General features: G+C 73.4%; 15 protein-coding genes. 8 read left to right on the forward strand and 7 right to left on the reverse strand.

Features of this window, described 5'->3' with window-relative positions; all coding sequences use genetic code 11:
• Positions 1 to 125: 125 nt before the first annotated feature.
• A complete protein-coding gene (locus tag SM450_RS04200) occupies positions 126 to 3,617 on the forward strand; it encodes an ATP-binding cassette domain-containing protein (protein WP_474618290.1) in 3,492 nt (1,163 codons plus the stop codon).
• Positions 3,618 to 3,715: 98 nt separating this feature from the next.
• Here SM450_RS04200 and SM450_RS04205 read toward each other — a convergent pair whose 3' ends face one another.
• The 4 genes from SM450_RS04205 to SM450_RS04220 form a co-directional block, all read right to left on the reverse strand.
• Complete coding sequence (locus SM450_RS04205) at positions 3,716 to 4,783, reverse strand: NADH:flavin oxidoreductase/NADH oxidase (RefSeq protein WP_474618291.1); 1,068 nt, start codon at positions 4,781 to 4,783, stop codon at positions 3,716 to 3,718.
• 13 nt (positions 4,784 to 4,796) lie between these two features.
• Entirely contained in the window at positions 4,797 to 6,077 is a 1,281-nt protein-coding gene (locus SM450_RS04210; protein WP_474618369.1) for a dicarboxylate/amino acid:cation symporter, read from the reverse strand.
• A gap of 261 nt (positions 6,078 to 6,338) precedes the next feature.
• Positions 6,339 to 6,971, reverse strand: coding sequence for a DUF998 domain-containing protein (locus tag SM450_RS04215; RefSeq protein WP_474618292.1), 633 nt, complete (start codon positions 6,969 to 6,971; stop codon positions 6,339 to 6,341).
• Positions 6,964 to 7,929, reverse strand: coding sequence for a glutathione S-transferase family protein (locus tag SM450_RS04220; protein WP_474618293.1), 966 nt, complete (start codon positions 7,927 to 7,929; stop codon positions 6,964 to 6,966). Before SM450_RS04220 ends, SM450_RS04215 begins: the two co-directional genes overlap by 8 nt.
• 111 nt (positions 7,930 to 8,040) lie before the next feature.
• Between SM450_RS04220 and pcaF the strand changes: the two genes are divergently transcribed.
• The 6 genes from pcaF (at position 8,041) to SM450_RS04250 (ending at position 15,779) form a co-directional block, all read left to right on the forward strand.
• On the forward strand, positions 8,041 to 9,246 hold the full coding sequence (pcaF, locus tag SM450_RS04225; protein ID WP_474618294.1) for a 3-oxoadipyl-CoA thiolase: 1,206 nt from the start codon (positions 8,041 to 8,043) through the stop codon (positions 9,244 to 9,246).
• Positions 9,247 to 9,358: 112 nt separating this feature from the next.
• Positions 9,359 to 10,177: an SAM-dependent methyltransferase gene (locus tag SM450_RS04230; RefSeq protein WP_474618295.1), complete on the forward strand. Its 819-nt coding sequence runs from the start codon at positions 9,359 to 9,361 to the stop codon at positions 10,175 to 10,177.
• A 6-nt stretch (positions 10,178 to 10,183) separates the two neighbouring features.
• Positions 10,184 to 12,334 carry a putative bifunctional diguanylate cyclase/phosphodiesterase gene (locus tag SM450_RS04235; protein WP_474618296.1) on the forward strand — a complete coding sequence of 717 codons (2,151 nt, stop codon included), beginning with the start codon at positions 10,184 to 10,186 and terminating at the stop codon, positions 12,332 to 12,334.
• Positions 12,335 to 12,424: 90 nt separating this feature from the next.
• A complete protein-coding gene (locus SM450_RS04240; RefSeq protein WP_474618297.1) occupies positions 12,425 to 12,925 on the forward strand; it encodes a DUF456 domain-containing protein in 501 nt (166 codons plus the stop codon).
• A 94-nt stretch (positions 12,926 to 13,019) separates the two neighbouring features.
• On the forward strand, positions 13,020 to 13,955 hold the full coding sequence (locus SM450_RS04245; RefSeq protein WP_474618298.1) for a UbiA family prenyltransferase: 936 nt from the start codon (positions 13,020 to 13,022) through the stop codon (positions 13,953 to 13,955).
• Positions 13,956 to 14,216: 261 nt separating this feature from the next.
• Positions 14,217 to 15,779: an amino acid permease gene (locus tag SM450_RS04250; RefSeq protein ID WP_474618299.1), complete on the forward strand. Its 1,563-nt coding sequence runs from the start codon at positions 14,217 to 14,219 to the stop codon at positions 15,777 to 15,779.
• A gap of 341 nt (positions 15,780 to 16,120) precedes the next feature.
• On the opposite strand, the gene SM450_RS04255 is transcribed toward SM450_RS04250, so the two are convergent.
• Entirely contained in the window at positions 16,121 to 16,321 is a 201-nt protein-coding gene (locus tag SM450_RS04255; protein ID WP_474618300.1) for a DUF397 domain-containing protein, read from the reverse strand.
• Positions 16,308 to 16,847, reverse strand: coding sequence for a DUF5753 domain-containing protein (locus SM450_RS04260; RefSeq protein WP_474618301.1), 540 nt, complete (start codon positions 16,845 to 16,847; stop codon positions 16,308 to 16,310). The genes SM450_RS04255 and SM450_RS04260 overlap by 14 nt, the downstream gene beginning before the upstream one ends.
• 342 nt (positions 16,848 to 17,189) lie before the next feature.
• Between SM450_RS04260 and SM450_RS04265 the strand changes: the two genes are divergently transcribed.
• Entirely contained in the window at positions 17,190 to 17,408 is a 219-nt protein-coding gene (locus SM450_RS04265; RefSeq protein WP_474618370.1) for a flavin reductase, read from the forward strand.
• Between the two features lie 33 nt (positions 17,409 to 17,441).
• Here SM450_RS04265 and SM450_RS04270 read toward each other — a convergent pair whose 3' ends face one another.
• A complete protein-coding gene (locus SM450_RS04270; RefSeq protein WP_474618302.1) occupies positions 17,442 to 18,620 on the reverse strand; it encodes a PQQ-dependent sugar dehydrogenase in 1,179 nt (392 codons plus the stop codon).
• Positions 18,621 to 18,706: the final 86 nt, after the last annotated feature.

Genomic DNA, 18,706 nt, shown 5'->3' on the forward strand with positions numbered 1-18,706 from the left:
CCCCGGGGCGAACGCGAGCAGCACCCTCGGCCGGCGCGCCGGCGGGTAATTCGGTTGAGCCGGCGCGGCCGGACGGTGAGGCTGGAGTCACCGCCCCCACCGATCCGAGTCCGGAGGACTGTTCCATGCGCCTGCTCCGTGACCTCTGGACCACCGCGCCCCGGCGGATGGCGGTCGTCCTGCTGCTGATCGTGTTGGGCGCCGGTGGCCAGGCCGCCGCGTCCGCGTTGGCCGGGCCGGTGCTCGTGCACCGCTCGTCCGGCTGGTTCGTCGTGCTCGCCGTGGCGCTCGTCGCCGCCGTCGTCACCGACCTGCTGATCGGGCTGATCATGGCGCGGCTGACCGCCGACTGGTCCGCCGACGTGCGCCGCCGGCTCTGTCGGGTCGCGCTCGGCCAGGAGCTGCCGGCCCTGGAGACCACGCCTGTGGGCGAGCTGCTCGACCGGATCGACAACGACGTCTACCAGGTCGCCGCCGAAATGCGGAACACCGGCGTACGGCTGGCGCAGGGCATCGCCGTCTGTGTGCTCGCGACGGTAAGCACGCTCGTCGTCTGGTGGCCGGCGGGCGTCGGGATGGTGCTGCTCACCACACTGCTCGCGGCCGTGCTGCGCCGGCCCACCGCCCGCATCGCCCCGGCGCGGATGGACGAGGAGGAAGCCTGGTCCGACCTCGCGGCCGTGATGGAGGAGGCGGTGCACGGCCAGGACGACGTGCGCACCAGCCTCGCCCGGCCGTACGTGCTGCGTCTCTACGCCCGCCGGGCAGCCGCGGTGATCTCCCGCGGTGACCGGGTGTTCCGGCTCTCCGGCCGGGTCACCGCGCTGGCCAGCGGCGGCGTCCGGGTCGGCGTCGCCGCCGTGGTGCTGGCCGGGGCGTGGGCGCTTGCGACCGGCCGGGTGGACGCCGCCCGGCTGACCGCCGTCTGGTTGCTCGCGATCGCGTTCGGCGCGACAGTCGAGCACATCGCCCGCTGGGTGCCGCACCTGCAACAGGCATTCGGCGCGTGGGCCCGGGTGCAACTGCTCGCCGGCGCCCATCAGGAACCGGTCGGCGGGGTCGCCCCCACCGACGGCGACCTGACCGTGCGTGGGCTCACCTTCCGCTACCCGGCCACCGGCGACGAACGCGGCCCGGCGCTGCGCGACGTGCGGCTCCACTTCGCCCGCGGCCGTTCGTACGCGCTCGTCGGGCGCACCGGCTCGGGCAAGTCGACGCTCGCGAAGGTGCTCACCCGGGCGGTGGACGTGCCGTCGCACACCGTCTTCCTCGGTGACACGGACCTCGTCGACCTGGACGTCGAGGAGCTGCGCCGGTGGATCGCCGTGGTGCCGCAGCGCACCGAGATCCTCGCCGGCACGCTCGCCGAGAACGTCGCGCTGTTCGACCCGGAGCTGCTCGACGCCGCCGAGCGGGCGTTGGCCGAGCTGGGCCTCACCCCGTGGATCGCCGAGTTGCCCGACGGTGTGCACACCCGGCTCGGCGAGGGCGGCCACGTGCTCTCCGCCGGGCAGGAACAACTTGTCGCGTTCGCCCGGATCCTGGTCCGGGACCCGCACGTGGTGATCCTCGACGAGGCCACCGCGCGGCTCGACCCGGTCACCGAGAACCGGGTACGGCACGCCACCGAGCGGCTGCTCACCGACCGGATCGGCATCGTCATCGCACACCGGCTCTCCTCGGTGCGCCGCTGCGACGAGGTGGTGGTGATGGCCGACGGCGCGGTGCGGGAGGCCGGCCCGCTGCGCGAGTCGGCCCACTTCGCCGAACTGCTCGCCACCAGCCACGCCGGGGCGTACGCCGGCACCGGCGCCCGGGGCGGCGGCGTGGAACTGCTCGACGCGCCCGGCTGGGCCGACGAGCCGGTCGAGCCGGTCGAGCCGGCCGGCGCGTCGCGTCGCGTCGCGGTGCCGCGCGCCGAACCGCCGCCGCCGCCACCCACGCCGCCCGCCCGGACCATGCGGGAGATCCTCCGGCTGGGCCTCAACGATCCCCGGTACGGCCTGGCGGCGGTCGCCCTGTTCATCATGATGACGCTGCTCGGGCTGGACGGGGCGGTGCTGCCCTGGCTCTGGGCCGACCTGGTCGGCGGGGGTGACCCGTGGCTGCCGGCGCTGGGGATCGCCGCCGCGCTGCTCGTGGTGCTCCCGCTGCCCTACCTGACGAACGTGTGGTTCCCGCACTGGTGGATCCGGCAGATGCTGCGGATCAGCGCCCGCCTGGTGCACGGGCAGACCGGCGCGCGCCGGGTCAGCGGGCACACCCCGGCCGAGGTGGTGGCGCAGGGCGGCGACACCGACCGGGTGGTGCAACTCGCCGACAACCTGATGGACCAGTTCATCTCGCTCGCCATCGTGCTCACCATGACGCTCGTGACGGGCAGCTTCGTACCGGCGCTGTTCTTCGTCGGCACGATGGTGGTCTCCGGCCTCGCGGCGACGCTGTTCGGGCCCCGGCTGGAACGCACCGCCGCCGGCACGGTGAAGGCGCGCGCCGCGTTCGCCACCGCGCTGGTCTCGGCGATCTCCGCCGCCCGCACGGTGAAGCTGGCCGGCGCCACCCGTCCGGTGCTCGACCATCTCCACGGGCTGGACGTGGTGCGCAGCGAGCGGCAGCGCCGGGAGATCGCCATGCAGGTGTGGGCCCGGTCCACCCCGTCGATCGCGAGCGGCCTGCTGCCGATCGGGGCCTGGGCGCTCTACCTGGCCGGCGGGCTCTCCGCCGGCGCCACCCTGGTCGCGGTCTCCACCCTCGGCGCGGCCCGCTGGTTCGCGTGGACCACCGCGGCGCTCGTCTCCCAGTACCCGTCGGCGCGGGTGTGGACCCGGCGGACCGTGTCGATGACCGGGATGAGCACCTACTCGGCGCCGGTGCCCGGGCTCGACCTGGCCGCCGGCACCGCCCCGGCGCCCGAGCCGCCGCCCCGGCACCCGCTGAGCCGGCTGGAGCTGGCCGGCTTCGGCGCGCTGCACTCCGACGGCACGCTTGCCGTCCGTGACGTCGACCTGGTGGTCGAGCGCGGGCAGTTGGTGCTCGTGGTCGGGCCGGTCGGCGCCGGGAAGTCGTCGCTGCTGCGCGCGCTCGCCGGCATCGTGCACCACGTCGGCGCGCTGCGGTGGAACGGCGAGCCGGTCACCGAGCCGGAGATGTTCCTGCGCCCGAACCAGGTCGGCTACGTCGGCCAGCTACCCCGGGTGCTCTCCGGCACGGTGGCGGAGAACATCGCGCTCGGCCACCCGGTGGACGCCGCAGGCGCGGTCACGACCGCCCAGCTCGACCACGACCTGGCCGCCGCCGGGGGCGGGCTCGGGCTGCTCATCGGGCACAAGGGCACCCGGCTCTCCGGCGGCCAGCTCCAGCGGCTGGCGCTGGCCCGGGCGCTCGCCCCGCGTACCGAACTGCTCGTCGCCGACGACGTGTCCTCGGCGCTCGACGTGACCACGGAGCTGGCGTTGTGGGAGGCGTTGCGCGAGCACGAGGTGACGGTGGTCGGCTCGACCGCGAAGCGGGCCGCGCTGGTCCGCGCGGACCACGTGGTGGTGCTCGTCGACGGCGTGGTCGCCGACCAGGGCACCTGGTCCGACCTGGAGCCGCGCTGGAACCACCTGGCCGGGTGACATCCACTCGGCGCTCCCGTGATCATGAAGTTGGCGGCGACAAATCGGGCGGCGCAGGCCGCCAACTTCATGATCCCCGAAGCGCCGGGCGGGGCGGGTCAGAAGGCCCGGGTGTACGGGTCGGGCCAGGCGGGGGTGGCGCCGAGCTTCGCGGCGGCGCGGCGCGGCCAGTACGGGTCGCGGAGTAGCTCGCGGCCCAGCAACACCAGGTCCGCCTCGCCGCCGGCGACGATCTGCTCGGCCTGCTCGGGCTCCACGATCAGGCCCACCGCGCCGGTCGGCACGCCCGCGTCGCGGCGGATCCGGGCGGCAAGCGGCACCTGGTAGCCGGGTCCGACCGGGATGGACGCCCGGGCCGCCGCGCCGCCCGAGGAGGCGTCGACCAGGTCCACGCCGGCAGCCGCCAGCTCCCCGGCGAGGACCACGCTGTCCTCCACCGTCCAGCCGCCGTCGGTCCAGTCGGTGGCCGAGATGCGGGTCAGCACCGGCACGGCCTCGCCGACCGTGGCGCGGACCGCCCGGGCCACCTCCAGGGTGAGCCGCATCCGGCCGGCCCGGTCCCCGCCGTAGCCGTCCGTGCGCCGGTTGGTGAGCGGGGACAGGAACTCGTGCAGCAGGTAGCCGTGCGCCGCGTGGATCTCCACTGCGGCGAAGCCGGCGTCGAGCGCCCGCGCGGCGGCGGCGGCGAACGCGTCGACCACCGCGGCGATCCCGGGCTCGTCGAGCGCGGCCGGAGCACGGTGATCGGGCCCGAACGGGTCGCCGCCCGGTCCGACCGGCGTCCATCCGCCGTCGGTGTCCGGCACGCCACCGCGCCGCTCCGCCCACGGCCGGTACGTCGATGCCTTGAACCCGGCGTGCGCGAGCTGGACGGCCGGGACCGCGCCCTGACCGGCGACGAACGCGGTGACCGGCCGCCACGCGTCGACGTGCGCGCCGGACCAGAGCCCGACGTCCTGCGGGGTGATCCGCCCCTCGGGCACCACCGCGGTCGCCTCGCTGAGCACCAGCCCGGCCCCGCCGACGGCGCGGGAGCCGAGGTGGACGCGGTGCCAGTCGGTGGGCAGCCCGTCGGGCCCGGCGCTGTACTGGCACATCGGCGCCAGCGCGATCCGGTTGGGCAGGGTGACGCCGCGCAGGGCGAGCGGGGTGAACAGGGCGCTCATCGGATCCTCACTGTCAGGCGGGTACGGGGGCGAGCCGCTCGTGCTCGGCCGGCTCGATCAGGTCGCGCTTGCCGGCCGAGTCGTACGCGGCCCGGTCGAGCGTGCCCTCCCGGGCGGCCACGATGGTCGGCACCACGGCCTGCCCGGTCACGTTCGTGGCGGTACGCATCATGTCCAGGATCGGGTCGATCGCCAACAGCAGGCCGGCGCCGGCAAGCGGCAGGCCCAGCGTGCTCAGGGTCAGCGTGAGCATCACGATCGCGCCGGTCAGGCCGGCGGTGGCGGCCGAGCCGACCACGGAGACGAACGCGATGAGCAGGTAGTCGGTCACGCCCAGGTGCACGCCGAACACCTGCGCCACGAAGATCGCGGCGAGCGCCGGATAGATCGCGGCGCAGCCGTCCATCTTCGTGGTGGCGCCGAACGGCACCGCGAAGGAGGCGTACTCGCGGGGGACGCCGAGGCGCTCGACCGAACGCTGGGTCACCGGCATGGTGCCGACCGAGGAGCGGGATACGAAGGCCAGCTCGATGGCGGGCCAGGCACCGGCGAAGAAGCGCAGCGGGTTGAGCCGGCCGGCCGCGAGCAACAGCACCGGGTAGACCACGAACATCACCAGGGCGCAGCCGACGTAGACGGCGGTGGTGAACTTGGCGAGCGGGGCCAGCAGGTCCCAGCCGTACGAGGCGACGGCGTTGCCGATCAGGCCCAGGGTGCCGATCGGGGCGAGCCGGATCACCCACCAGAGCGCCTTCTGCACGATCGACAGCACCGCGCGGTTGAGCTGCACGAACGGCTCGGCGGGCTCGCCGACGAGCAGCGCGGCGGCGCCCACCACGAGGGCGAGGAAGACGATCTGCAGCACGTTGCCCTCGACGAACGCGCCGATCGGGTTGGTGGGCACGATGCCGGTGAGGAAGTCGATCCAGGAGCCGGTGGTCTTCGGCGCGTTGGCGCCGGCCGGGTCCAGGTTGACGCCGCGGCCCGGGTCGGTGAGCAGGCCGATGCCGATGCCGATGGTCACCGCGATCAGCGCGGTGATGCCGAACCAGAGCAGCGTCTTGAGCGCCAGCCGGGCGGCGTTCGCCACGCCGCGCAGGCTCACCACGCTTACCACGATGGCGGTGAAGACAAGCGGCGGCACGGCCAGTTTGAGGAGCTGGACGAAGAGGCCGCCGACGGTGTCGAGGGTGCTTGTCAGCCAGGCGAGGTCGTTGGCGCGGGCGAGGAAACCGAGCGCCACGCCGAGTACGAGGCCGAGCAGGATCTGCACGGAGAAGGGAAATTTGCGCAGGGCGGAAGCCATGAGGGCGGGTCCAGGGTCTGGAGAGGGAACGGGGGCGTCGGGGCGGAGCTACGCCGAACAGACGCCGCTGGCCTGCCGTCGGAGGTCGACGTACAGGCGCTCGGTGAGGCACCAGACATTGGTCATCGCCGGCCCACGCTACTCTCGTCGCCGCCCGCCCGGAAGGACCGCTCCCCGTGACGCCCCTTACACCCCTGCTGGTAAGGCGGGGGCCCCTTTTAACACCCGTCGGTTAAGCGGGGCCCCCGCCTATTGCCCAGGCGTTAAGCGGGGCCCCCTCCTTACCAGCACCGCGGCGGTGGCCAGCCCCCACGCGGCGGTCACCGTGAGCAGCGAACGCTCCAGCATCCCCACCAGCGTGCCCCGGCCCACCAACAGCATGGCCAGCCCGACCGCGCCGGACAGCGGCAGCGCCAGCGCCGCGCCGACCGCCGCGACCCGCCGCAGCGCCACACCCACCGCGGGGGAGCCCACAAGCGCCAGCATCGCGAAGACAACTGCGGCGGTGGCCGCGATGCTCGCCCCGCCGTGCACCAGGTCGGCGACCGTGGCGGCCTCGAACGGCGGCAGCGGGCAGCCGGCGCTGCACGTCACCGTGCCGGAGAGCACCGTGGCGACCGCGCCGGCGCCGAGCAGCGCGGACGCCGTCCGCGCCACCGTGGGCAGCGCCCCGGCGAGCAGCAGCAGCGCCGCCGCCAGCGCGAAGATCCCCGCCCGGTACGCCCCGGCGTACCCGCTGTCGGTGACCCCGGCCTCGCTGACGTACCCGGTCGGGCCCGGACCCGGGCCGGCGAGGACGGCGACCGTCACCGCGACCGCGCCGAACACGACGCAGCCGGCCGCGGAGGCGGCGGCGATCCGGCGGGGTGTGCGGTCAGCCACGCCCGTGCGGTGTGGTCCACCCGGCCAGGTCCGGGCCGAGCGGCACGATCCGGGTCGGGTTGATCATGTCGTGGGTGGCGTAGTAGTGCCGCTTGATGTGGTCGAAGTCCACCGTCTCGCCGAAGCCCGGGGTCTGGAACAGGTCCCGGGCGTACGCCCAGAGCACCGGCATCTCGGTCAGCTTCTGCCTGTTGCACTTGAAGTGCCCGTGGTAGGCCACGTCGAAGCGGACAAGCGTGGTGAACAGGCGCACGTCCGCCTCGGTGATCGTGTCCCCCATCAGGTAGCGCCGCCCGGCCAGCCGCGCCGACAGCGCGTCCAACCGGGCGAAGAGCGCGGTGTACGCCTCGTCGTACGCCTCCTGGGAGGTGGCGAAGCCGCACCGGTAGACGCCGTTGTTGACGTCGGTGTGGATCTCCGCCATCAGCGCGTCCATCTCCGGGCGCAGCTCCACCGGGTAGAGGTCCGGCGCGTCCGGGGCGTGGAACCGCCGCCACTCGGTGGAGAGGTCGAGGGTGAGCTGCGGATAGTCGTTGGTGACGACCCGCCCGGTAAGCGTGTCGACGAGCGCCGGCACGGTCACCCGGCCGGTGTAGTCCGGGTCGGTGGCCAGGTATGCCTCGGAGAGGAAGCCGACGCCCAGCACCGGGTCGAAGCCGTCCGGGTCGAGGGCGAACCGCCAGCCCCGCTCGTCCCGGATCGGGTCCACGGTGCCCAGCGAGATCACCTCGTCGAGGCCGAGCAGGCCGCGCACGATCCGGGCCCGGTGCGCCCACGGGCAGGCCCGGCACCAGACCAGCCGGTACCGGCCCGCCTCCAACGGCCAGCGGCCCTGCTCGTCCGGCCCGCCACCCTCCGGCGAGGTGGAGTGCGGGGTGACCCGCCCGGTGAAGCGGTTCGGTTGGCGGACGAACGAACCGCCGCCGCTTGTCTCTGCGCTGAACTGGGCCCCGGCCATGCCGCCAACCTATCCGCTCCGGGCGCGGATATCCTGGCGCCGTGGCGTCCGGCGTGACCCGCCGGGCGACCCCCGACCGACCCCTTCCCACCCCCGAAGGACGTGCGCGCGATGACCGTGGCCTACCTCGTTGCCGGAGTCCGCACCCCGATCGGCAGGTACGCCGGCGCCCTCGCCGGGGTCCGCCCCGACGACCTCGCCGCGCACGTCGTCCGCGAGCTGGTGACGCGACACCCCTCGGTCGACTGGGCCCGCACCGACGACGTGATCCTGGGCTGCGCCAACCAGGCCGGCGAGGACAACCGCAACGTGGCCCGGATGGCGGCCCTGCTGGGCGGGCTGCCGGAGGAGGTGCCGGGCAGCACCGTCAACCGGCTCTGCGGGTCCGGCCTGGACGCGCTCGCCTCCGCCGCCCGCGCGATCGTGGCCGGCGACGCCGACCTGATCGTGGCCGGCGGCGTGGAGAGCATGAGCCGCGCGCCGTTCGTCATGCCGAAGGCGACCACGCCGTTCGCCCGCACCGCCGAGGTCTACGACACCACAATCGGCTGGCGGTTGGTGAACCCGCTGATGAAGCGCGGTTGGGGCATCGACTCGATGCCGGAGACGGCGGAGAACGTGGCCGCCGAGTTCGGCGTGGACCGGGCGGCGCAGGACGGGTACGCGTACCGCTCGCAGCAGCGGACGGCGAAGGCGCAGGCCGACGGCCGGCTGGCCGAGGAGATCGTCGGTGTCACCGTGCCGGCCGGCAAGCGGGAGACGAAGCTTGTCGAGGTCGACGAGCACCCCCGGGAGACGTCGCTCGCGAAGCTGGCCGCGCTGCCCACCCCGTTCCGCGACGGCGGCACGGTGACCGCCGGCAACTCCTCCGGCGTCAACGACGGCGCGGTCGCGCTGCTTGTCGCCTCCGGGGCCGCCGTCGACCGCTACGGCCTCACCCCGCTGGCCCGGGTACGCGGCGCGGCGGCGGCGGGCGTGCCGCCACGGATCATGGGGATCGGGCCGGTGCCGGCGACCCGGAAGCTGCTCGACCGCCACGACCTCACGCTCGCCGACGTCGACGTGGTCGAGCTGAACGAGGCGTTCGCCGCGCAGTCCGTGGCGGTGCTGCGGGAGTTGGGCCTGCCGGAGGACGCCGAGCACGTCAACCCGAACGGCGGGGCGATCGCGCTGGGCCACCCGCTCGGCGCCAGCGGCGCCCGGCTGGCGCTTACCGCGGCGCTCGAGTTGCGCCGCCGGGGCGGGCGGCGGGCGCTCGCCACCATGTGTGTCGGCGTGGGACAGGGCATCTCGCTGCTGCTGGAGTCGGCCGCCTGAGTCGGGCTGTGACATCGCCGCGAGTGGATCTCCCGTACGTGGTCCGGCGCGCATAGAGTGGGCTGGACCACATGATCCGCCTCACGGCGGCGACGACCTGGGGGACCGAGCGATGCAGACGCCGGACGGACTTCCCGCCGAGATCGATCTGACCCGGCCGAGCGCCGCCCGGGTCTACGACTACTTCCTCGGCGGGGCGCACAACTTCGAGATCGACAGGCAGTTGGCCGAGCAGATCGCGTCGATGACCCCGAACCTGGCGGCCACCATGCGCTCGGGGCGGGAGTTCCTGCGCCGGGCCGTCCGGGTGCTGCTCGACGCCGGCATCGACCAGTTCCTCGACATCGGCTCGGGCATCCCCACCGTCGGCAACGTGCACGAGGTCGCCCAGGCGGCGAACCCGCAGGCCCGGATCGTCTACGTCGACATCGACCCGGTGGCGGTGGCGCACAGCCGTGAGCTGCTGGCCGGCAACGACCGGGCCACCGCGATCCTGGCCGACCTGCGCGAGCCGAAGCTGATCCTGGACCAGGCCCGGGCCAGCGGCCTGATCGACTTCGACCGGCCGGTGGGCATCCTGCTCGCCGGGGTGGTGCACTTCGTTCCGGACACCGACCGGCCGGCCGACGTCCTGGCCACCCTGCGGTCCGTCGCCGCCGAGGGCAGCTACCTGGTCATCTCCCACTCCACGTTCGAGGACCAGCCGCAGGAGATGCTCGACGCGCAGCGGTTGTCGGCGCGTACCGCCACCGAGATCACCCTGCGTTCGCGCGACGAGATCACCGGTTTCTTCGGCGACTGGACGATCCTCGAACCGGGGGTGGTGCACATGCCGCTGTGGCGGCCCGACTCGCCGTCCGACGTGGACGAGCGCCCGGAGCGATTCGGCGCGTTCGGCGGCGTCGCCCGGCACGACCGCCCCGCCGGGTGAGCCGACGTGCGCGCCCCGGAGCCTGACGGGGGTGACTTCAGCCGGCCCGGCGCCGCCGCGTACGCCGCCGAGTGGGCCCGGGCGGTGCGGCGGATCGGTTTCGTGCCGATGAGCGCGGCCGAGACCGAGCGTCTGCTGGTGCCGCTCACCGAGCGGTTGGCCCGCGCGCTGCTCGCACCCACCTTCTCCGCCCGACCCGCCCAGGAGGTGGGGCGTGCCCTGGTGGAGGCGCACCTCACCGAGCCCGGCGTGCTCGACTGGTCGGTGCAGGCGCTCGGTGACCGGTTGCTGCCCTGGGTGCTGCCGGCCCGGGAGGAGGTGCCCGAGCTGCGGGAGCGGATCGCCCTGTTGCAGGGCGCGTTCGCCGCCGGGTTCGCCCGGGCGCTCCGCGACCGGGTGTTCAGCCAGCAGGAGCGGATCGCCCGTTCGGCCTGGCAGGCCCGGGACACCGTCGAGCAGGCGCTGCGGGACAGCGAGGCGCGCTTCCGGGCGGTCTTCACCGGCGCCGCCATCGGCATCGGCATCGCCGGCGTGGACGGGCAGATCATCGAGGTCAACCAGTCCTTCGCGGACATGCTCGGCTACACCGTCGGGGAGATGCGGCGGATGAACGTGTCCGCGCTCGCCTACGAGGACGACGCGGCCGGCATGTGGGAGCTCTACCAGGAGCTGATCGAGGGCAAGCGGGACAGCGCCCGGGTGGAGAAGCGCTACTACCGCAAGGACGGCAGCGTGGTCTGGACCGACCTGGCCGTCACGCTGATCCGGTACGACGACGGTCGCCCCCGGTTCACCGTCGCCATGATCGAGGACATCACCCAGCGGTACGAGCTGCAGCAGCGACTGCGCTTCCAGGCGCTGCACGACCCGCTTACCGGCCTGCCCAACCGGACGCTGTTCTTCGAGAAGCTCGGCGAGGTCTTCGACGCGGCCGGGCCGGAACAGCGCGTCGGGCTCTGCTTCATCGACCTGGACGGGTTCAAGGCCGTCAACGACAGTCTCGGCCACGACCTGGGCGACCGGCTGCTCCAGGTGATCGCCAGGCGGTTGCGTGACTGCGTCTCCGGGCGCGGTCACCTGGTCGCGCGGATGGGCGGCGACGAGTTCGTCATCCTGGTCGACTCCGGCGGCGGTCTCGACGACGCGGTGGAGGTGGCCGAGCTGGCGCTCGCCGCGGTCTCCGCCCCGGTGCAGGTGGCCGACCAGCAGCTCGCCGTCTCGGCAAGCATCGGCATCGTGGACTGTCCGGCGGCGGAGACGAGCGCCGGCGAGCTGATGAAGGCCGCCGACACCACGCTCTACTGGGCCAAGGCGGAGGGGCGGGGCCGGTGGGCGGTGTACGACCCGGAGCGCAGCGCCGCCGACATCGCCCGGTCCGCGTTGGCCGCCAACCTGCCGGCCGCGCTTGACCGGGGCGAGTTCGTGCTGCACTACCAGCCGATCGTCTCGCTGCTGGACGGCACCATGGTGGCGGTCGAGGCGCTGGTCCGCTGGCAGCACCCGGAGTTGGGGCTGCTCGGGCCGGACCGCTTCATCGGGCTGGCCGAGGAGACCGGATTGATCGTCCGGCTGGGTGCCTGGGTGCTGCGCCAGGCGTGCCGGGACACCGAGTCGTGGCGGCGGTCCTATCCGGACACCACGCCCGTGGTGAGCGTCAACCTGGCCGCCCGGCAGGCCGACGACCCGGCCATCGTGGAAACGGTGGCCGAGGCGTTGCAGCACACCGGCCTCCCGGCCGAGCTGCTCCAGTTGGAGCTGACCGAGAGCGCGGTGATGGGCAGCGCGGGTGAGCCGCTGCGCGCTCTGCACCAGCTCGCCGACCTCGGGCTGCGGCTGGCCATCGACGACTTCGGCACCGGCTACTCGAATCTGGCGTACCTGCGCCGGCTGCCGATCCACTGCGTGAAGCTGGCCGGCCCGTTCGTCGAGGGGATCCGGGACGACGGCGCGGACGCGGTCGCCGACCACCGCGACGAGCGGATCGTCGACGCGCTGGTCCGGCTGGCGCACGCGCTGGAACTGTCGGTGACGGCCGAGGCGGTGGAGACCGAGGTGCAGGCCGAGCGGCTGCGGGCGCTGCGCTGCGACACCGGCCAGGGCCGCCTGTTCGGCCCCCCGATGCCCGCCGACGACATCCGCACCCGCCTTGCGGGTTAAGGAGGGGCCCCCGCTTAACGCCTCCGGTATAGGAAGGGCCCCCGCTTAACACCTGGTTTGCGCAGCACCCGCAGAGGAGAGAGATAACGCGTGAGTCTGAGCGATTCGCAGGCGGTGGTGTCGGTGGTCGCCGCGCTGGCGATCCTGGCCGGGCTGGCCGGGGTGGTGGTGCCCGGCCTGCCCGCGCTGCCACTGTGCTGGGGCGGAGTGCTGGTCTGGGCGTTGTTCGGCGACGCCGGCCCGGGCCGCTGGGCGGTGCTCGCCGCCGCCACCGTGGTCGCGGCCGGTGGCACCGTGGTCAAGTACCTCTGGCCGGGCCGGAACCTGAAACGGACCGGCGTGCCCACCCGGTCGCTGCTGGCCGGCGCGCTGCTCGGCGTGATCGGGTTCTTCGTGATCCCGGTGATCGGGCTGCCGATCGGCTTCGTCGCCGGGATCTGGGGCGCGGAGCTGCTGCGACTGGGCAGCAACCGGCTGGCCTGGCCGGCGACCGTGCAGGCGCTCAAGGCGGCCGGGCTGTCCATGCTCGTCGAGTTCATGGCCGGCGTGGTCGTGGCCGCGCTCTGGGTGGCGGGGCTGCTGTTCGCCTGAGACGCGAGGCGCGCGCCTGGTTCCCCGCCGTGGGGGAGGCCATTGGCCCGCAGGCGGGAGGTGGCCGGCTGGGCTGGTCCCTAGCGTCGGTCCCATGGTCCTCCTCCCGCACCCGACCACGCTGCCACCCGCCGTCGCCCGTCGGGGGGCGGCCCGGGCGTGGGCGTCACTGCGCCTGACCCGACCGTGGTTCTGGCCGCTGGGCTGGGCCGCCGCGTACGCCGGGTCGGTGCTCGCGACGCACACCTGGCTGCCGCCGGCCGCGGCGCTGCCGCGGTCGCTCGCCGCGCTTGTCGTGCTCGGTCCGCTGACGTGGGCCGCCGTGCTCGCCGTCAACGACCTGCACGACCTGCCGAGCGACAGGCGTAACCCGCGCAAGGCCGGCGCGCCGCTCGTCACCGGCCTGCTCACCGCAACCGACCTGGTCCGCCTGCACGTCGGGACAGGCGTCGCGGCGCTCGCGCTGGCGCTGGCCGCGATCGGGCCGGCGTTCGCGCTCGGCACGGCCGCGGTGCTGGCGCTCGGGTGGGCCTACAGCGCCCCACCGGTACGCCTCAAGACCCGGCCCGGTCTGGACGTCGCCGCCAACGCGCTCGCCGTCGGCGTGCTCGCGCCGCTGGCCGGCTGGTCCCTGCACCGGCCCGTCACCGGGTACCCGGTCCTGGTGGCGCTGCTGGGCCTGCTCCTGGTGGCCGCGCTCTACCTGCCGACGACAGTGCTTGACGTGGACGCGGACACCGCGGCCGGGGACACCACGGCGGCGGTGCGCTGGGGGACGCGCGGGTGCCGGCGGGCCGGCCTGGCGCTCTGGGCGGCGGCGACCGGGGTGTGGCTGGTCTGCTGTCACCTGGACGTGCTGGTCCGGCGGGAGTCGTGGGCCGTGCAGGATCTCTGGGCGCCGGTGCTTGTCGCCGGGTACGCCGTCGCCGTCCGCCGGCCGTCCATCGCCCGGCTGGCCGTGGTCTGCCTGCTCTTCGCGGTGCCGGCGGTCGACTTCCTGACCGCCTGGATCGCCGCCGGACCGGCGTGAGAGTGCGGCGACGCGGGCGTCCGGGGGTACGGCGGAACGCCGTACATCAGTGAGAGAGAGGTGGACGCCGCGCGTCGCCGCGGACCGGGCGTTGCCGAGCGCCCGGCTCCGGCCCGTCGGGTCGGGCCTGGTCACGCCTCCAAGGATGCCCCGGCCTGTCCGGCCCGACAACGCATTTAACCCGTGCGGTATTGACCGCCTTGATCGGCTGGGAGCAAACTGCGAGCACTCGTACGGGGACTCGCCTCGAGGAGGTGTGCAGTGGCCACGACGCCCGCGCCGACCGCCGAGCAGCCGATGGACGACGACGCCCGACGACTCGCCGAACTCGGCTACAAGCAGGAGCTGCGCCGCAAGTGGAGCGGCTTCTCCAACTTCGCCATCTCCTTCTCCATCATCTCGATCCTGGCCGGCTGCTTCACCACGTTCGGCCAGGCGTGGAACAACGGCGGCCCGGTCGCCGTGTCCTGGGGCTGGCCGCTGATCTCGATGTTCATCCTGATCATCGGGTTCTGCCTGGCCGAGCTGGTGTCCGCCTACCCGACCGCCGGCGGGATCTACTGGTGGGCGGCGACCATGGGCCGGCCGGTGCACGGCTGGTTCACCGGGTGGCTCAACCTGATCGGGTTGGTCGCGGTGACCGCGTCCGTCGACTACGGCTGCGCCACGTTCCTCAACCTGACGCTGTCGGCGCTCTTCGACGGCTGGGCCGGCACCGGGCACCAGACGTTCGGGCTGTTCGTGGTGATCCTCGCCCTGCACGGCCTGATCAACATCTACGGGCACCACGTCATCGACGTACTCCAGAACGTCTCGGTCTGGTGGCACGTGGCAGGCGCGGCCGTGGTGGTGCTGATCCTGGTCCTGGTTCCGGACGACCACCAGAGCTTCCGCTTCGTGTTCACCGAGCGGTTCAACAACTCCGGCTTCGGCGACGGTGACACCGGCGGGCTGACGTTCTGGTTCTACGTGCTGCCGCTCGGGTTCCTGCTGACGCAGTACACGATCACCGGCTTCGACGCCTGCGCGCACGTCTCCGAGGAGACCCGGGGCGCGTCCAAGGCCGCCGCGCAGGGGCTGTGGCGGTCGATCTTCTACTCCGCCGTCGGCGGCTGGATCCTGCTGCTCGCGTTCCTGTTCGCCGCCACCGACGTGGACGCGATCAACGATGCCGGAGGCTTCTCCGGGGCGATCTTCGAGACGGCGCTGACCCCGTTCTTCTTCAAGACGGTCATCATCATCTCCACCATCGGGCAGTTCTTCTGCGGGATGAGCTGCGTGACCTCGATGTCGCGGATGGCGTACGCGTTCAGCCGCGACCGGGCGGTGCCCGGCTGGCGGCTCTGGTCCACGGTCAACCGCAACGGCACGCCCGTCAACGCCATCATCGGCGCCACCCTGGCCGGGCTGGTGCTCACGCTGCCCGCGCTCTACCAACGCGGCGGCATCCCGGTCGCGTTCTACGCGGTGGTGTCGGTGGCGGTGATCGGGCTCTACCTCTCCTTCATCATCCCGATCTTCCTGCGGCTGCGGATGGGCGACCGGTTCGTCCCGGGCCCATGGACGCTCGGCCGCCGCTACCGGCTGCTCGGCTGGATCGCGGTGGTGGAGATCGCGGTCATCGCGGTCTACTTCGTGCTGCCGATCGTCCCGGCCGGCGTGCCCGGCAACGCCGACTTCAGTTGGACGGCTGTCAACTACGCGCCGCTGGCGATCGGCGGCGTGCTGCTCGGCGTCGCCATCTGGTGGTACGCCTCGGCCCGCAAGTGGTTCACCGGCCCCCGCCGCACCGTAGAGGACCAGACCCCCACCCCACCCTCCTGACCGGCCCTCCGCGTTCGGCCCTCCGCCCTCGGTCCTCCGCGTCGATCATGAAGTTGACGGCGGTTGTGGATCTCCAAATGGACGCCAACTTCATGATCACGCCCCATCTCGGCCCTCAGGCGGGTGCAGGGGTGCCCTCCCGGGTGCAGGGGCGCCGATTCGCCGGAGCGGGGTTGAGGCACCCGTGGTGTTCCAGTCGACGTGCTGTACGGCGGTGGATGGAACGTTATGGGTGTGAAAACGGGCCTGAGACACCCGTGGTGTTCCACCCGTGCGGCGGCGGACGCCACCTCGGCGACATGGCGCGGACCAGGGGAACAGGGGAACAGGGGATCGGTGGATCAGGTGGCGGGGCCTAGGTGATCGGCCACGTCGACGAACGCGCGCCACGAGGCTGGGGAGACGCGGAGGGTGCCGGCCTCGTGATCCTTGGAGTCACGCACCAGCACCACGCCTGGCAGATTGTCGGCGACCTCCACGCAGTCGCCGCCGCTCGTTCCGCTGCGGGTGGACTTCTTCCAGATCGCGTTACTGAGGTCCATGCTGACTCTCGACTTCCTTGATCAGAGCGACCGACAGGGCGTGCGGCAATGCTACGCTGCGCACCCCTTCCCACCGTGCCAGGAGCGTCGCTGTCGCCTCCTCGCCGTCGACGGCCGAGCCGGCGAGCTGGTTCTCCATGTGTCCCGCCCAGCCGCCCTCCGCCAGATGCGCCAGGGCCAGCGGCCCGGACAGGCCGACGTGCAGGCCGGCGTCGGCCGGAATGATGTGCAGTTGCACGTGGGGTAGCTCCGCCATCTGCACCAGGTGCGCGAGTTGCTCGGCCATGACGGCGTCCCGGCGGCGGAGCGTGGACTCGTCGGTGACGGCGATGACGAGCGGCGGACGCTCGCGGGTGAGGATCTCCTGCCGCGCCATGCGCGCCGCCACCTTGCTCTCCACCTCGTCGTGCGGCCTGGTCGTGTCGAAACGCAGCACCGCGCGGGCATAGTTCGCGGTCTGGAGCAGGCCGGAGTAGTGCACCTGCCTGCCGAAGTCCTCTTGGGTGAGGCCGGAGGCAGCGCGCATCCGTCTGAGCTGGGTTCGAATGAGGGTCGCGGTCGGCTCCTCCACAGTTCCTCCACAACTCGTGAGTGATTCTTCCTCGGCATCCACCTGTGGCGTCGCCGCTTCACGGGTGCTTCGTGACCAGGCTCGATGCCTTCCGACCGTAGTGGCGTGCACAACAGACTGTCACGCATGCGGATTCGCTCGTCGCAGTCGAGCGCGGGCGGGTTCCCGCCGGGGCCGCCCGGTCCCGATCTTCACCGGGCGGCCCCCTCCAACGAGACGACGACGAGGGGGCCGACGTTGCCGAAGAGGGACGACGAGGCGCGGGTGACGGGTCGCCGCACGGTGCCACACGTCGCCATGCGCCCGCTGTGGCGGTGCCGCAACTGCGCCGCCGAGTGGCCCTGCCAGCCGGCGCGGCTGGCGCTGCTCGTCGAGTACCGGGACGACCGCACGGCGCTGCTGCTCCACCTGGGCGCGCTGATGGCCGAGGCGGGGGAACACCTCGCCCGGCTGAATCCGGACCATGTGCCGGATCTGCACCACCGCTTCCTGGCCTGGGCGCGGGCGCGTGGCTGACGCCGGCCGGCGGCGTTCCGCGTACCCCAGGGGTCAGGGTGGGGACTGGCGGTGGGTGGGCGGGAAGCGGAGGATGCGGTCGTCGTCGGCCGCCGGCGGGACGCCGCGCGGCTCGCGGTTGCTCGTGGTCACCCAGAGCGCGCCGTCCGGGGCGACCTCGACGGTACGCAGGCGGCCGTACGTCCCGACCAGCTCCGCCACCGGTACGCCCACCTCGCCGGCGGCGTCGACAGACACCGTCCAGAGCCGGGTGCCGCGCAGCGCGGCCACGTAGAGCGTGCCCCGGGCGAACGCCGCGCCGCTCGGTGACGCCTGCGCGGGCGTCCAGACGACGACCGGGTCGCGGAAGCGGCTGTCGCCGGCGACGCCCTCGACGATCGGCCAGCCGTAGTTGCCGCCGGGCACGATCCGGTTCACCTCGTCCCAGGTGTTCTGCCCGAACTCGGTGGCGAACAGCCGGCCGTGCCGGTCCCAGGCGAGGCCCTGCACGTTGCGGTGGCCGTAGCTGTAGACCGGGGAGCCGGGGAACGGGTTGTCCGCGGGCGTCCCGCCATCCGGCCGGATCCGCAGGATCTTGCCGTTGCGGCTGGTCAGGTCCTGGGCGCGGGCGCTCACCCCGGCGTCGCCGACGCCGACGTAGAGCAGCCCGTCGGGGCCGAACGCGATCCGCCCGCCGTCGTGGAAGGTGGCGCGGGGGATGCCGCTCACCAGCACCTGCGGGACTGGCGTCGCGGCCAGCCGGAACCGGACGACGCGGAGGTCGGTGGCGGTCGTGTAGGCGGCGTACACCAGCCCGTCGCGGCGGTAGGTGGGGGAGACCGCGAGCCCGAGCAGGCCCGCCTCACCTCCGGCCACCACGTCGGCGAGGCGGGCCACCTGTCGGGCCGGCCGGCCGGGACGTACGCGGAGGATGGTGCCCTGGTCCCGCTGGGCGACCAGGGCGCTGCCGTCGGGCAGGAAGTCCAGCCCCCACGGCACCTCCAGCCCGGTGGCGACCACCTCCGGGTCCGTCAGGTCGTAGCCGAACGTCGGCGGTCGGGCGGTGTGCCGCTCGAAGCCGGCCGGGCGCAGGTCGACCAGGTCCGGCTGCGGTTGCGGCGCGGCGGCCAGGTGATCCGGGACGGCGGTGGGCTGGCGGTCGGCGCGGGCGTCGGTGGCGCCCAGCCCGAGCGCGAGGACGGCGGCGACGGCCGCGACGATCCGACCACGCATGTGCGCTCCTGGAGTTTCACCCCCGGTCCCACCGGGGCATTGACGGTGATCCGGTTTGCCAGTAGACCTTGGTCATGGAGGCCCCT

This window comes from Micromonospora marincola, assembly GCF_056150385.1.